This is a genomic window from Arthrobacter sp. G119Y2, from assembly GCF_038069765.1.
Classification (GTDB): Bacteria; Actinomycetota; Actinomycetes; order Actinomycetales; family Micrococcaceae; genus Arthrobacter_B.
In genome coordinates this window covers 188,907-202,529 of record NZ_JBBPFS010000003.1, presented here as the reverse complement: position 1 = coordinate 202,529, position 13,623 = coordinate 188,907, and the positions used below count along the sequence as shown (strand labels likewise).

The following is a 13,623-nucleotide window of genomic DNA, read 5'->3' as shown; positions in this document are numbered from 1 at the left end:
ACTTGCCTGGGTCAACCTCGGCCCCGTTGGTCCTCTAGATGGTTCGTTCTTATACTTCCGCTGTAACTCAACAATCACATAAGTCAGATGATCCTGACCACGATGTCCTGGCCATCATCGAAATTGGTTGTTCTGCTGATGTCTGACTGTCTGCCACCAACAGCTGTGTCTGAGGGAGTATTTATACGCTGGGCTCCACGCCTCGTCTAACGAGTTCTGCTGCCAAGCGCTCAGAGAGAATATCGGCCCCTTCCTGATTAGGATGGGTGTTGTCCTCCAGCAGGTAGCTGAGGAACTCCTGATGAGGCATCAGATCAGCAGTATCGATGAATTGCAGGCCCAGTTCAGCACAGAGTTGAGCCTGTAATTTGACGTTGTCGTCAATGTCGCCGTTTTCCCACGGGTAAACGTTGGCAGGCCCCAGTACAAAGATTTCAGCAGATGGTTGCTGTCCGCGAATTTCTTCGACGACGTTTTTAAAGGATGCGGAAAATTCACTACGGGGCACGGCGAGATCTGCTAGGCCGCCTTCGAGAAGCACAAAACTTGCAGGGCGTTTGGTCACCAGAGGTTCCTTCAAAATCTGATCGACGTAGGACCCCGCCGGGGTGCCCAAGTTTGGGGGCCTCTCCGTGGCATACCCTGTGGCACCTATGCCCCTAATCCAAACATCGTAACCAAGATGGTTGGCCGTAGTTCTTGCTATGGCGCGGTGCTCGGGTGTGCCTGTCCACCCGTTGAAGTAGCTGTCGCCAAATATGATAGCCAGTGGGCGCTCTTTCGCTACTGGAGGTGACGCATAGTAGGAGGCAACCTTGTCTGAGGCGACTGGCGGAATCTATCGGTCATGTGCCATAGATGCGAAGCTCGCGGCACCTGCTATAAAGGCTAGGGCGCCAATGCTGGCTATGCTTGCTTTGACTAACCTTATTTTACGGTGCTTACTCAAAGCTCCCCCTACAATTTGAATGACGACGCTAATATTACCGTGAAACTCATTTGCGCGGTTTAGTGCGAGCGGTTGGAGTCCGTAGTATGCGTGCAGATCCGGTATTTCGTATAAGCAAAGTGCCCCCGGACATGTGAAGTAGTGGGCGTGGGGTTAGGGGTGATGATCATGGCAGGAGCCCGGGCCCGATTGGTGACTGCTGGCACGCCGCGCTGAACTCCATCGCCCTTAAGCTGCCTTGCTGTCAATGTTCCTGGTCCGGCTCGCTCGTGGTCTATCGGTCTTGATCTCGCAGGGAAACGATTCATGAGCTATCAGCATGGCCTGGGGCTCCACCCACGCGAACTTGGCACCGGTCCTCATATCGCATGCTGGGGAGTTTCGAGCCGGCTGGCCTGAGATACGGGTCATCCGTATCCATGTCTCGAACATTTCGTGTGTCGTTAAGGAAATAATTGCTGGGTAAACTAGGAGATGGCGTCAATCCGAACGTGACGTCAACCTGGTCTATTTGCCCAACACGAGGGCCGTAGGATTGCGGTTGATTGCTGGGACCAATTTGGGGGAACCTTGTCCACTTCATCACCTGCACCTCTCAACAGGAGCGGGCGCTTTGCTCATATCGATGCTATGCGAGCCTTCGGTGTCATGCTCGTCGTTGTCGCGCACGCTGGGTTGGGGCACATTATCCCCGGTGGCAGTGGCGTGACCATCTTCTTCTCAATTTCGGGCTTCATCATCATGTACCTGCTTCTTCGCGAGCGCGAAAAGACAGGGAGCTTCTCGGTCAGCCAGTTCTACTTGCGTCGTTGTATCAAGATTGTGCCGCCGCTGCTCGTGGCTGTAGTCATCCCTTCCCTCATCTTCTCGATGTTTGAAAAGCTTGATTGGGGCGCGTTTCTCGGGCAGGTCTTTTTCTTCTTTAACTGGTTCAAGATCGATGGTTCGCATGACGTGATGCCAGGCACAGATGTGGTGTGGAGCCTATCCATTGAAGAGCAGTTCTATATCTTATTCGCCTTGATGTGGCTAATTGCCGTCAGATCGCGATATTGGAGGGCACTTACCGCATCGGTTGCTCTGCTGTGCGTGCTTTGGTCCATGTCTTCGAGGATGATTCTGGCCACTGATCCGGACATGACTCATCGAATCTACTACGGATCTGACACACGCATTGAAGGTATCGCGTTGGGAGTTCTGGCGGCTATTGCGTACCATTCGTGGCAGCAACGTGGAGAGCGGCCTAACCGTGTCTCCAATGTGTTTGCAAACGACTGGTCGCTGGTGGCTGCCATCGTTATGTACGTGGTAAGCCTGCTCATCCGTGATGATTGGTTCCGCGATACGTTTAGGTTCACTCTTCAGAGCGCTGCGGCGTGCATCGTAATCGTCTACGGGTTAACCCCTGGGGTTGGGCCCATGCGCAAATACTTCTATCAAGTATCCCAGATGCGCATCGTCCAACTCATCGGCCTCGCTAGTTACAGCATTTACTTGGTGCACTTGTCGGTAGCCAACGCGATTCATGTTGTGTTTCAGTTGCCACCATTGGTCGAAGTTCCATTCACGGTTATGCTCGGCGTCATCGTCGGCATCGCCCTGTATAAGTGGATAGAGGTTCCCATTCACTCCGCTAGGGCAGCGAAAAATAACCAGCGCACTCTGGCCCGTTCCACTAGCGCATGAACGGACAGGAAACCCCCAGTATTAACCGGCTCTCAACGGCGCAAAAAGTTTTCGCTGGCCTGATTGCTCTCCTCATGTTGGGATCGCTAGGTAGTCTCGCTTTGGAAGGAGTTTGGATCGGGCTTGTCCTAGTTGTGGCGCTTGTAGGGGCGGTACTCCTTTTAGTTGGACCAATTCGGTGGCTCCCCGGTATTGCATTGTCTGTTTTTGCGCTTGTACCGCTTGCTTACACACCTTTGGTTAACCCGATTATCGGGCGCTATTTGACGCCAGTGGTCTTCATTCTTCTGATCTGGTTCTTGCGCACGATCGCCACGAGTGGACGGGGCGCATCCCCAAAACTCTGGCTCGCTGTTGGCGCTGCCCTGGGTTGCTGGGCGCTGTTAACCCTTCTCTGGAGTATCGACCCGCAGCGCACTTTGCTTTGGACTGCCAGTGTGTGCGTCGTGGCGGTACTGCCGGTATTTCTCAGCGGCCGTGGCGATACTGAGACTGCGGAGACGCTCTCCAAATGCTGGCTCTGGCTTGGGTTCATTCTTGGCACAATGGCCATTGTGGAAGGGATATCGCAGCAATCCTTCCTGGCCTCCCTCTATCAGGGCACGGAATCGGGTGGCATCGGAGTCTCACAGAATTGGAGCTCTATTCGGAGCACAACGACATTGGGTCACCCCTTGATGAACGCTACGTTTTTCGCTGCGTCCTCGGCTTACGCCCTCATGAACACTGCCCAAACCCGGTCCAGGTTTGCACTTCTCTCCGGCGCAACCGCTGCAGCAGGGCTAGTCTTTACGCTTTCTAGAAGCGGTGTGGCGGCCTTGGCTGTTGGCCTTGCTATCGGCACGCTGGCGGTACTCATTGCGGGGAAAATGACATTAGTGCGAAAGTGCATTTTCGTCTTTGTCACAGCCGTCGCTGCTGTGACCGTGGTCAGCTCACCCCTCGTCCAAGCCCGCTCGAACTCGGCTGAAGGCGCCTCCTCCGCCCATCTGCGCGGTGTGCTTTTGCAAGCGGGCCTAAGGATTGCGGAGCAAGACAATTTCGTCGGGTCCGGGGCTGGAACGTCGAACATTCGTTCCGCCCTGACTGGGATGACCCTACCTTTGGAGAACTCTTACGCTGGAGTAATCGTAAGCTCGGGCCTGGCTGGTTTGTTCCTCCTAATAGTGCTGTTCGTAGGGGCTATACTCGGTGCATTAAGACGGCGGCGGTTCGATGCAGCGGCAGGAATGGTGGCGTTTTGCGTGCAAATTGCCGGTTATCCTTTGGTTGATAACGTCCCGGTGGCTCTTTTAATATTTGGCTTACTCGCTTATCTGGGGTTCCACAGACTTCCCATCACGCGCCCGGACATACCAAAATACCGCTTGGAAGAATTCAGGGCCGTCGCCCGGACTGCAAAGTGAGCCAGTTCTATTAAAGGCTCGCAGGTGCGCGTGGCAGGGAATGGGGTGAGCCCGCCGAATACCAGCCGCATGGGCGAAGCCATTCTAAGGACCAGATCGGTTGACGCGTGGAGGCAATAAGCTCGTCGAGACAAACCGCTGCCGCAAATCGCCATTCTGGCTGATAACCAGCGGCCTTGTTGTGTAGATTTCAGGATGGGCGAACCGCACCTTTCCCCGGCGTCGACTGGGGTCGCGCAGCGAATTATTCAGGTAGCCTATGAACCTGATGAGCGCCCCAGCCCGGCTGGCATGTACACACAAAAAACCGTGCCGGACCCGAGTTCTGACTCGAAAGCAACCGTCCCTCCGTGGGCCTCCACAATCGACTTGGTGATCACCAGGCCGAGGCCCACGCCGGGAATGGCGGCCTTCTTCACCTGGCCGGTGCGGAAGAACTTGGTGAACACCTCCCGCTGGTCCTCGGCGCTCATGCCCATGCCGTTGTCCGTGACTTCCAGAACCACCGATCCAGGCTCAGCCCAGGCACGCACGGTGACGGCCCCGCCGTCGGGGGAATACTTGATCGCGTTGGAAAGCAGATTGTCCAACACCTGCAGGATCCGCCCGGGATCCACCCGCGCCGGCAGCGTGGCGGGGACGTCACTGCTGAGCTGCACCCCGGCTGCTTCAGCCCGCGGGCCGGCGGAAGCCAAGGCGGTCCGCACGAGTTCGGTCAGGTTCTCATCGGACTTGCTAAGGGACATCACCCCGGAAGCCGTGGTCAGCAGATCGGACACTAGCGTGAGCAGCCGCTCGGCATTGCGCTGGGCCACCAGCAGTCCGGTGCGAACCGGGCCTTCCAGGTTCTGTTCTTCTGCGTCGTCGAGCGCCAGGTCGAGGTAGCCGATGATAGAGGTCAGGGGAGTGCGCAGCTCATGCGAGACGCTGGAGACGAAGTCTTCCTTGGCGTTCAGCGCGTTGACCACGTCGGTCACGTCGCTGTAGGCCAAGACCGCGCCGGCGAACTTGCCGTTGTCCCGCAGCGCGCGGGCGCAGACGGCCAGCGCGCGCTGGCGTTTTCCTGTTCCTGCCCAGACGATCATGTCCGAGAAGGACTCCTCGCGCATTGCCCGCTGCGTGGGACGTTGCGCCAAGGTCAGCGGCGTTACCTGGTCCAGCCCGAAAATCAGGGCATCATCGCGGGGATCCGTGCTTCCGGCCAGGCCGGCCAGAGCATGATTGGTGCGCTGCCGGCTGTTCATCAAGATGGTCTTACCATCGGCGTCAAGCGCAGTCACGCCGACGTCGACCGTCTCCAGCACTCCGTTGAGCAGCTGGGAGCGTAGGCGGCTTTCCTGCAGGCTGCCCTGAAGGTTGTTTTCGGCTTCCATGAGGCGCTTGTGCTGGGCCACGGTGTCCTTTTCCACGATCGCCACGGTGGTAAAGATTGCCAGCATGATGAACGGAATCAGCAGCGGGCTGGCCAGATCCTTCGCGGAACCGGCCCCGTCGCTGATGGCCGGCGCCCACACAACCAGGAGTGTGCCGGCGAAACTGAGCAAGGCAGCCAGGCGGGTGGCCGCGCCGGACCAGGCCAGCCAGAAGACTGGAAACACGCACAGGAGACTAAGGCCGGTCACGGAGCTCCGGCCGCCGGTGTAGAGGAAGCCGATGACGGAGAAATCCACCAGCGGAATCACCCAATAGGCCGGGACGAACAACCGGTCCCAGGGCACGACGACGGATGCCAAGGTGGCGACGGCGAGCAGCAAAATTCCCAGCAGAAAGGTGCTTTCGGAGAAAGTTCCCGGACTGACCACGGCGACAATGGGCAGGGTAACCAGTACGGACAGCACCAGCGGCAGCTGGCTGGCGGCCACGCGGAGGCGGAGCGATAATTCATGGAATTCGTGCTGAATACCCAGCAGCGCCAGAGCTCTGCGCTCAAAATTGGACAAAAACGGACCCCCGGAATCCTCATGGCTATAGCAGCGATTATAGGGGGAGCCTGTAGTATCACTGCCTAGGGGAGCGGGTTATCAGAAGGTCTCGCAGGATGGAAAAATCACAGCCGTATGGAAACACAGCGCGTTGCAGTCATCATCGAGGACGACAAGGATATCCGCGATCTATTAAATGCGGTATTGCAGCAGTCCGGCTTTAAGGTTTTCACCAGTCCCAACGGGGCAGAGGGCGTGGAAGCGGTCCGCACGCACAATCCCACCGTGGTTACCCTGGACCTCGGCCTGCCGGACATTGACGGCTTTGAAGTGATCCGCCAGCTGCGCCTGTTCTCCGATGCCTACATCGTGATGCTGACCGCCCGCGCCGAAGAACTCGACACCCTCATGGGCCTGGAAGCCGGTGCCGATGACTACATCACCAAGCCGTTCCGCCCGCGTGAACTGCGCGCCCGGATCTCCGCGATGCTGCGCCGCCCCCGCGCCAGCGAGGAAACCGCAACAACAGCTCCCCAGCCCGCAGTGCCCGATGCTGCCGCCGCCTCCGCACCGTCGGCGACCCCGGCGGCTCCTGCCGCTCCTGTTGAAGTCGGCGCCAAAGAGGCCGGCCAATTCCTCCACAACGGCCTGAGCCTGGACTTCGGCACCCGGACCACCGAGGTGGACGGAGCGCCGGTCGAACTAACCCGCACCGAATTTGAACTGCTGCACGCTGTATTGGAAAGCGGTCGCCGCGTCCGCACCAAAACCGATCTGGTGCGCCGGCTGCGCGGCGATGAATACGATGCCGGCGGATTCATTAGCGAAGCCGACGAACGCACCGTCGAAGTACACGTGGGCAACGTCCGCCGTAAGCTCGGCGACGACTCCCGTTCCCCGCGCTGGCTGGAGACGGTCCGCGGCGTCGGCTACCGGCTGGCTCCGCCGCGCTAGCCCTCAAACGGGCATCTGGTCTGGCAACCCTTGCCGCCGGCACCGTGGCAGTGCTTAGCCCGGGGCAGCGGTTCCTGAAGGCTAGGAGGATAGATGCGCTGTACCAGGCAGTCTTGGTCCTAGCGCCGGCCGGCGACCCTCGAACCACTGCGCAGGAATCGGCGTGTTAACCTGAGTTGCCGAAAGAAAGCCGCCCAGAGGATAAGGCAGAGGAACCCCATGGGCAGCACGACAGGCCATCCCGGAGGGCTCCCGCGGAGGAGGGAGACGATGGGGGTCACGAGTATCGGCAAGGCGGTCAGCCCCAGGAAGGCCAGGGAGCCCGCCGCCGTAGCCCAGCCCCAGGCCCGTCCCCGCAGCAAGAGCACCCCTGACATCAGCACCGCCGGCAGGAAGAGTGCCAGATCCAAGACATGAACGGGACTGGTCGGCACATTCCAGCTCGAGGCGCTGGTTGAAGGGGAGCCCGCCATCAGGTCAGGAATGATCTCGCGCAACCACAGAAGAGTGAAGAACACGCTCGTTGCTATGAGCACCCACCCGGTCAACCGGCTGGGGATTCCGGCTCGGTGAGCGGCCTCGGGCACTGCGCTGGCCAGAGCGCCTGCCAGAGCGAAGGCTGAGAGGCCAAGAACAGCCACCCAAGCGAGGAACAGGGGTCCGAACTGGATCGAAAATGCGTAGATCGAGTAGTTGTAGACCGTGAACGCCAGGAAACCCATCAACGCTAACCACGACATAATCGATCCGCGCCGGGCCAGCACAGCGAGGATCACGAGCAACGGAGAGACCAGAAATGCGTTCACCACGTCCTGGGCAAGGGCTGCGTTAATGAGCTCATCCGTTTCCCGCCCGTAGACCGCGGCCGGCCGGAAGAGGCTCAGCAAACTGCCGGCGAAGGCGAGCAGGCCGGCTGAGACGGACAGCCACATCCATACCGGGGGCAACCTGTCGCCGGGAGCAGCAACCCGTGCCTCCAGCCGCGGAACGGATGGCTGCTTCACCGGCCGGCCCTCGCGTGTTCGAGAACAGTGTCAGCCCAAGCTGCAGCCCGTTCGTTTTCCCCGTGGAGGAGCGGCCCTTCGTGGCCATGGACCCGGAAGGTCTGCTGCCTGATCGACGTCTCGAAACCGAGGGAGCGCAGTTCGTGCTTCGCCGCCTTTGCGGCTGAACCGGGCATCCTTGGTTTATCCACGCGGGTGTCGAAGGCAGCTGCTGGAATGCCGGCGCTGGAGCGTTCCAACTGGCTGAGCCATTCCCGGATACCGCGCACCGGCTCGTGCGGAGCGGAGTGGGACTTCACGGCATCGGCACGGGTGGTTGGGCGCGTCATGGAAAACGCGTGTGTCGGACCGCCCACCACGAGGAGGTCATACCCCTCAGCTGAGGACGGTGCCGCATCCGAGTCCAGCACATCCACTTCGGCGCCGGCGGCAAGCCTGGCGGCGATGGTCCGCGCCACCGTCTCAGTATTGCCCCACAAGGATTCATAGACCACGAGTGCGCGCATTTTTACTCCGATGTGAGTTTCCCGCGGCAGAGCAGCGGGTTCTGTGGGTCTCATCTAAGCCGTGCAGGGTTCCCGCGGCAAGCACATCCTTCAGCTGACCCGTGCAGCGCAGCTGGCTGCGTTCACTCCAGGGACGAAGCAGCTCCGGCAATTTCCACATCCGCGGGGGCAGCTTCCGTTCCATCGGCCGACGGCGGCGGCTGCGCCGGCTGCGGAAGGCACACGGTAAAGGTGGAGCCTTCGCCGGGGGCGCTGACCAGGGAGATGGTTCCGCCGTGGGCCTCGATGATGTTCTTGGTGATGGCCAGGCCCAGGCCCGCCCCGGGAATTCCGGCCCGGCGCACGGCACCGGTGCGGAAGAACTTGGTGAACAGCTCCCGCTGGTCCTCCTCGCTCATGCCCATGCCGCAGTCCTGGACCTCCAGGAAGGCCAGGCCGGGCTCGGTCCAGGAACGCACGGTGACAGTGCCGCCGTCGGGCGAGTATTTGATCGCGTTGGAGAGCAGATTGTCCAGCACCTGCGCCAGCCGCCCGGGATCTCCGTGGACGGTGAGGCCCGGCGCGTACTCGGCGGTGAGCAGCACGCCGCCGGCGGCTGCCCGGGGAGAGGCCGAGCGGAGGCAGGCTTTGATCAGTTCCTCCCCGGACACCGGGCGGGGGTCCAAGGCCACGCTGCCCGAGGCCGCCGCCAGCAGGTCCGAGACCAGGCTCAGCAGGCGTTCGCTGTTGCGCTGGGCCACCTCCACGGCATGCGGAATGGTGCCGGTCAGGCCGGTGTCCTCCACCTCTTCCTGCGCCAGGTCCAGATACCCGATGATCGAGGTCAGGGGAGTGCGCAGCTCATGGGAGACGCTGGAAACAAAGTCATCCCGGGCCCGGAGCGCATCGGTCAGGGCGGTGACGTCGCTGAAGGCGATGACGGCGCCGTTGAAGCCGTGCTCGTTGCGCAGGATGCGCGCGGAGCAGGACAGCGCCATCAGGTCACCGGGCCGCCCGGCCCAGATCAGCACGTCCTGGAACGCCTCGCCCTTCATCGCCCGGCCGATGGGCCGCTCCGCCGCGGTCAGGGCGGTGGTGCGGTCCGCGCCGAAAAAGAGCAGGTCCTGTTCCTGGGTGTGTTTCATGCCGGCAGGCCGGATCCGCTCGTCGAGCATCCGCATCCGCTCGTTCTTGTGGACGGCGGACCCGTTGGGGCCCACCACCAGGACGCCGACGTCGATCGCGTTCAGCACGACGTCGAGCAGCTGGGACCGTTCGGTGCTCTGGGCCAGGGCGTCTTCCAGCAGCTGGTCCTTGCACGCCAGGGCAGCCTGCCGGGAATCCATGTCCTGCCGGATCACGGTCACGGTGATGGCAACCGCCAGGGTCACGAGCGGTCCCAGGATGGGTGCGGCCAGACGCTGTCCGGTGACGGGCTCGGCGGAGGCGAACACCGGAAGCCAGACGATGATCAGCGGGCAGATGAAGCTCAGCAGCTGGGCGCCGGCCGCCGATACGCGGGACCAGGCCAGCCAGAAGACCGGAAAAACGCAGAGCAGGTAGATGCCCATCGCCAGGCCAAATCCGCCGTGGTAGAGCAGGCCGATGGCGGCGAAATCCAGTATCGGCAGGATCCAGTAGGAGGGATACCAGAGCCGGTCCCAGGGAACGACGGCGGCGGTGACGGTGATCAGCACCAGCAGCACCAGTCCGGCCTGGAACTGCGGCCGGGCCAGGATTTCCGGCAGCAGGGTTGCGTAAATGATGCAGAGCAGGCTGACGGTGATCACCAGCGGTCCCTGGCTGACCCGTACGCGCTGCGCCAGGGTCAGGTCGTGGAAATCCTTGTCCATGCCCAGGAAGGTGCGGGTGCGCGTGCCGAGCCGTGACATGGTTGGTGAAACTCCCCCCTGATAAGCGAACTGCCTGCATCTCAGGGTACCCGCCGGTGCGGGGCGGCTTTGGCCGGTGCGGCTAATCCAGGGACGCCAGCAGGCAGGCCATGGTTTCCCGGCCGCAGGCCGCGAATACGGCGAGCATGGACGCCAGCTCTGCGGCGCCGGAGTGCGCCAGGCGCTGCTGGGCGCTGCGCGCCAGCTCGGCGAGGCGTTTGGCCCCGGCCATTTCGCTGGAGATCTTGATGCTGAGCACCACGTCCATCGCGGCGGCGTCGTCCGCTCCCGTCACCGCCCGGTGCAGGCGGTCATAGCGGGACTCCCACAGGGCGATGTAGTTGCCGACGAACTCGCGGCAGGACGCCGGACCGAGCTGGTCGGTCAGGTCCAGGAGCTGCTCGCGGGCAATCAAGTCCAGGCCGTGCTCGGCCGTGGCCATCATCGACAAGCCCCGGCTGCCCAAAGGGCGGAGCGGGAACAAGCGGATGCTATTGGAGCCATGGGGGGTCCTCCGCTCGGGTGGCCGCAGTGCTGCGCGGCGGGGCTGGGTGTTTCATAAGGCTGCTTGATGTCTCAAACAATGCCAGCGCTAGCTCAGGAACTGCCCCGGGGAAAACGCAAGATCGGGGCAAGATTCCCGGCGGGTCTTCCCTGACCCGCGAAATGGCAGTAACTGCGGCTCTGAGGGCTGGGAGCAGCACTTACTGCCACCTCGTTGGGGGTACGACGGCGGGGATCTGCTTCGGGGGAGTTACGACGGCGGGATGCGGCGGCTGCGCCAGGCGTAAACAAGGATGCAGCCCAGGGCGGCGCCGAGGGAATTGGCGGTCACGTCGTAAATCGTGGCGAAGCGGTTGGGCAGCAGCACGGCCTGCGCGGTTTCGATCAGGCAGGAGGCCGCGATCCCGCCGGCTGCAGCCAGCCAGATCCGCCGCTCGCTCAGCCAGGCGGCGCCGAGCAGCCCGAAGGGCACAAACATCAGGGCGTTGGCCAGGTTCTCCACAAAGGAGTAGTTGACCCAGCCGGGCACCCCCATGCCGTGCAGCCTGCGCAGGACAGCCTTGAGCGTGCCGGCCGAACCCTGGTCCACGGGTGAGGGCCAGAACACGACGAGTGCGAGCACCCCTATATAGAGGAGGAAGAGAGCAGCGAGGGTCCGGCGCTGCCGCACCCGCCGGGAAGGGCCCTGTGCGGGCTGCGGCGGTGGCGGAGGCGGGGACGTCACGGGTCGGGTGTCCGTCACCGGTGCTTGCGTTCCCAGGACAGCAGGGTGTCCACGGCCGGGGTGAGCTGGTGGACCATCTGCTGGTACACGTCCTCGCTGCGGCGGTAGGGGTCCACGACGTCGTCCTCTTCCGGACCGCCGGGGTGGGCGCTGCGCAGCCGCAGCGCCTTTGCGGTGGCGGCCTTCCAGCGTTCGGAGGCGCCGACGTCGCGCTGTCCCTCCACCAGCGGAAGCAGCCGGGCCAGCTCGCGCAGGGTAAAGGTGCGGCGCAGCAGGCCCGGGGCCAGCTCCACGATCTTGCTGCGGTGTGCGCGGCTCAGCGCGAGCACCAGGTCCTGGCCGGCGAGGATGTTGGTGTTGAGCTGGCGTGAGATGAAGTTGCTGGAGTCCGCGCCGAAGACGTGGATGAAGCCGGCCACGTGGGGTTCGATGGCCGAGCCCACCAGGGCGCCGGTGCCGGCGCTCGCCACGGTGAACTCTCCCGGAGCCATCTCGTCGAAGCCGGTCTGGAGCAGTCGCTCCGCCATGGGGGAGCGGCAGATGTTGCCGGTGCAGACGGTCAGGATGCGGAACGGGGTGTTGGTGCTCATGTCCTCGGGCTTCAGATCGTGCTGGTTTCGGGTCTTTGGTGCGGGTGCTGCTGGTGCTTTCGGCTCGCGAGCCGGGGTTTTACGGGTCTCAAGCGGCTCATTGCGCTGTTGTTGAGGTTACCTTGTGTGGCCCTTGAGCTTTGGCCAAACGTTGCAAGAACCCTGCGGGAAGGACGCGTTGTTTCTTGAGGACGGGGCGGCAAAGTAATACCCAGCGGCAAGGAAAACCTTCCTAGGCCGAAACGGTTACAAGCACAGCGAACAAGGGGAACACAATGAACAAGATGGCTAAAGGCGCACTGGCAACCGGCGTAGGCGTAGCACTGCTTCTCGGCGGCGGCGGAACCCTCGCCACCTGGAACGCGTCGCAGGCAGCCAACGCCGGCACGATTGCTTCCGGTGAATTGAAGATGACGGCCGGAACCGGAAACTGGGCCAGCAACATGACGGCCGGGCCCATCACAGTAGCGAGCTACAAAATGGTTCCCGGCGAGAAGCTGACCTACTCGCAGGATCTCGCTGTCACTCTGATCGGAGACCGGATCACCGCCAACCTCAAGACCACGGACGCCGTAGCGAAGGCCTTCGGCTCGGAGGCGAACATCACCATCGAGTACAGCACCAACAACGGCACCTCCTGGACGCCTGCTGCCAGCGGAGTGACCGCCATCCCGCTGCAGCTCAATGCCGGCACGCACACGGTCAAGGCCCGTATGGTCGTTGACTTCGCCAACCTCACCGCGGGAAACGCCACTGCCTCCATGGGCCAGCAGACAGCACTGAGCACCGTTGGCTTCAAGCTCGAGCAGAACGTGCCGACCGCAACCACCGCTACTCAGGCTCCGGCACCGGTCGCCCCGTAGTCCCAAGCACCATCTTGTTCTAACCCCCGGCTGTGCGCGGCGCGCACGCTTCGCGCACAGCCTGTTCCCCCCTGGAGACGAATCCGATGAAGAGCCTTCGAGCACTGAAAGCGGCCGGTTTGATCATCACGGCTGTGGTGCTCGGTCTCATGACGGTCCAGGGGAGCTACGCACTGTGGAACGCAGTTGTTCCGTCAAACGCCGGAACAGTCCAGTCTTCCAATTTCAGCATCCTGGTGAACGGCGTGGAGATGACTGCCCTGCAACAGCCGCTGGCGTTGAACCTCGCGGAGCTCAAGCCCGACGGCAGTTCCTACACCAGCGTCGGTGTCACCAACAACGTCAATGCCACCAGCGCCATGAAGGTAAAACCGATCATCCAGGTCGGGGCAGCAACCGCGGGCTTTGCACAGTACTTGACCGTTCAGACCACGGTGCCGCTGGCCGGCCAAACCTGCGAAACAGCCGCCTATGCGGGGATGCCGGACCTAGGCGTCATTGCTAAGAACACCAGCAAGACCATCTGTTTGAAGGCGACCCTGAAGCCGAACACCCCAACTTCGATTCTGGGGGGAACAACTACCGTTCCCGTCTCGCTCACCGTTAGCCAAATGCCAGCATGACCGGTTTCAACGATAGACAGC

The 13,623-nt window shown here is 61.9% G+C and carries 13 protein-coding genes; 5 read left to right on the top strand and 8 right to left on the bottom strand.

The features are described 5' to 3' along the window. Positions 1–181 precede the first annotated feature (181 nt). Positions 182–760, bottom strand: coding sequence for an SGNH/GDSL hydrolase family protein (locus WKB88_RS07530; RefSeq protein WP_341394240.1), 579 nt, complete (start codon positions 758–760; stop codon positions 182–184). A 759-nt stretch (positions 761–1,519) separates the two neighbouring features. Between WKB88_RS07530 and WKB88_RS07525 the strand changes: the two genes are divergently transcribed. Together WKB88_RS07525 and WKB88_RS07520 are read left to right on the top strand one after the other, a co-directional pair. Further along, positions 1,520–2,635, top strand: a complete 1,116-nt coding sequence (locus tag WKB88_RS07525; RefSeq protein ID WP_341393921.1) for an acyltransferase family protein — start codon at positions 1,520–1,522, stop codon at positions 2,633–2,635. Beyond that, entirely contained in the window at positions 2,632–4,041 is a 1,410-nt protein-coding gene (locus tag WKB88_RS07520; protein WP_341393920.1) for a hypothetical protein, read from the top strand. Before WKB88_RS07525 ends, WKB88_RS07520 begins: the two co-directional genes overlap by 4 nt. A 257-nt stretch (positions 4,042–4,298) precedes the next feature. Here WKB88_RS07520 and WKB88_RS07515 read toward each other — a convergent pair whose 3' ends face one another. Further along, complete coding sequence (locus WKB88_RS07515; RefSeq protein ID WP_341393919.1) at positions 4,299–5,981, bottom strand: sensor histidine kinase; 1,683 nt, start codon at positions 5,979–5,981, stop codon at positions 4,299–4,301. A 117-nt stretch (positions 5,982–6,098) separates the two neighbouring features. On the opposite strand from WKB88_RS07515, the gene WKB88_RS07510 reads away from it, so the two are divergent. Continuing rightward, positions 6,099–6,917 (top strand): response regulator transcription factor, encoded by an 819-nt coding sequence (locus tag WKB88_RS07510; protein WP_341393918.1) that lies wholly within the window; start codon positions 6,099–6,101, stop codon positions 6,915–6,917. A gap of 119 nt (positions 6,918–7,036) precedes the next feature. Here the strand turns inward: WKB88_RS07510 and WKB88_RS07505 are convergent, their stop codons facing one another. The 6 genes from WKB88_RS07505 to WKB88_RS07480 form a co-directional block, all read right to left on the bottom strand. Continuing rightward, positions 7,037–7,849 (bottom strand): hypothetical protein, encoded by an 813-nt coding sequence (locus WKB88_RS07505; RefSeq protein WP_341393917.1) that lies wholly within the window; start codon positions 7,847–7,849, stop codon positions 7,037–7,039. A 68-nt stretch (positions 7,850–7,917) separates the two neighbouring features. Beyond that, complete coding sequence (locus tag WKB88_RS07500; RefSeq protein WP_341393916.1) at positions 7,918–8,427, bottom strand: flavodoxin family protein; 510 nt, start codon at positions 8,425–8,427, stop codon at positions 7,918–7,920. A gap of 122 nt (positions 8,428–8,549) precedes the next feature. Continuing rightward, positions 8,550–10,298, bottom strand: coding sequence for a sensor histidine kinase (locus WKB88_RS07495; protein ID WP_341393915.1), 1,749 nt, complete (start codon positions 10,296–10,298; stop codon positions 8,550–8,552). Between the two features lie 82 nt (positions 10,299–10,380). Beyond that, positions 10,381–10,743 carry a hypothetical protein gene (locus WKB88_RS07490; protein WP_341393914.1) on the bottom strand — a complete coding sequence of 121 codons (363 nt, stop codon included), beginning with the start codon at positions 10,741–10,743 and terminating at the stop codon, positions 10,381–10,383. A 309-nt stretch (positions 10,744–11,052) separates the two neighbouring features. Next, entirely contained in the window at positions 11,053–11,526 is a 474-nt protein-coding gene (locus tag WKB88_RS07485; protein ID WP_341393913.1) for a VanZ family protein, read from the bottom strand. 14 nt (positions 11,527–11,540) lie between these two features. Beyond that, positions 11,541–12,116, bottom strand: coding sequence for an arsenate reductase/protein-tyrosine-phosphatase family protein (locus WKB88_RS07480; RefSeq protein WP_341393912.1), 576 nt, complete (start codon positions 12,114–12,116; stop codon positions 11,541–11,543). A gap of 284 nt (positions 12,117–12,400) precedes the next feature. Between WKB88_RS07480 and WKB88_RS07475 the strand changes: the two genes are divergently transcribed. Both WKB88_RS07475 and WKB88_RS07470 read left to right on the top strand, forming a co-directional pair. Beyond that, the gene (locus WKB88_RS07475; protein ID WP_341393911.1) at positions 12,401–12,979 is read left to right on the top strand and encodes an alternate-type signal peptide domain-containing protein; all 579 of its coding nucleotides are present in this window, start codon (positions 12,401–12,403) and stop codon (positions 12,977–12,979) included. A gap of 86 nt (positions 12,980–13,065) precedes the next feature. Next, entirely contained in the window at positions 13,066–13,602 is a 537-nt protein-coding gene (locus WKB88_RS07470) for a hypothetical protein (protein ID WP_341393910.1), read from the top strand. The last annotated feature ends 21 nt before the right edge of the window (positions 13,603–13,623 follow it).

What these genes read in the sequence shown, in the direction of transcription:
- WKB88_RS07520 (WP_341393920.1), top strand. Translation starts at nt 2,632, where the DNA reads ATGAACGGACAGGAAACCCCCAGTATTAACCGGCTCTCAACGGCGCAA.
- WKB88_RS07510 (WP_341393918.1), top strand. Translation starts at nt 6,099, where the DNA reads ATGGAAACACAGCGCGTTGCAGTCATCATCGAGGACGACAAGGATATC.
- WKB88_RS07505 (WP_341393917.1), bottom strand. Translation starts at nt 7,849, where the DNA reads ATGTGGCTGTCCGTCTCAGCCGGCCTGCTCGCCTTCGCCGGCAGTTTG.
- WKB88_RS07500 (WP_341393916.1), bottom strand. Translation starts at nt 8,427, where the DNA reads ATGCGCGCACTCGTGGTCTATGAATCCTTGTGGGGCAATACTGAGACG.
- WKB88_RS07495 (WP_341393915.1), bottom strand. Translation starts at nt 10,298, where the DNA reads ATGTCACGGCTCGGCACGCGCACCCGCACCTTCCTGGGCATGGACAAG.
- WKB88_RS07490 (WP_341393914.1), bottom strand. Translation starts at nt 10,743, where the DNA reads ATGATGGCCACGGCCGAGCACGGCCTGGACTTGATTGCCCGCGAGCAG.
- WKB88_RS07480 (WP_341393912.1), bottom strand. Translation starts at nt 12,116, where the DNA reads ATGAGCACCAACACCCCGTTCCGCATCCTGACCGTCTGCACCGGCAAC.
- WKB88_RS07475 (WP_341393911.1), top strand. Translation starts at nt 12,401, where the DNA reads ATGGCTAAAGGCGCACTGGCAACCGGCGTAGGCGTAGCACTGCTTCTC.
- WKB88_RS07470 (WP_341393910.1), top strand. Translation starts at nt 13,066, where the DNA reads ATGAAGAGCCTTCGAGCACTGAAAGCGGCCGGTTTGATCATCACGGCT.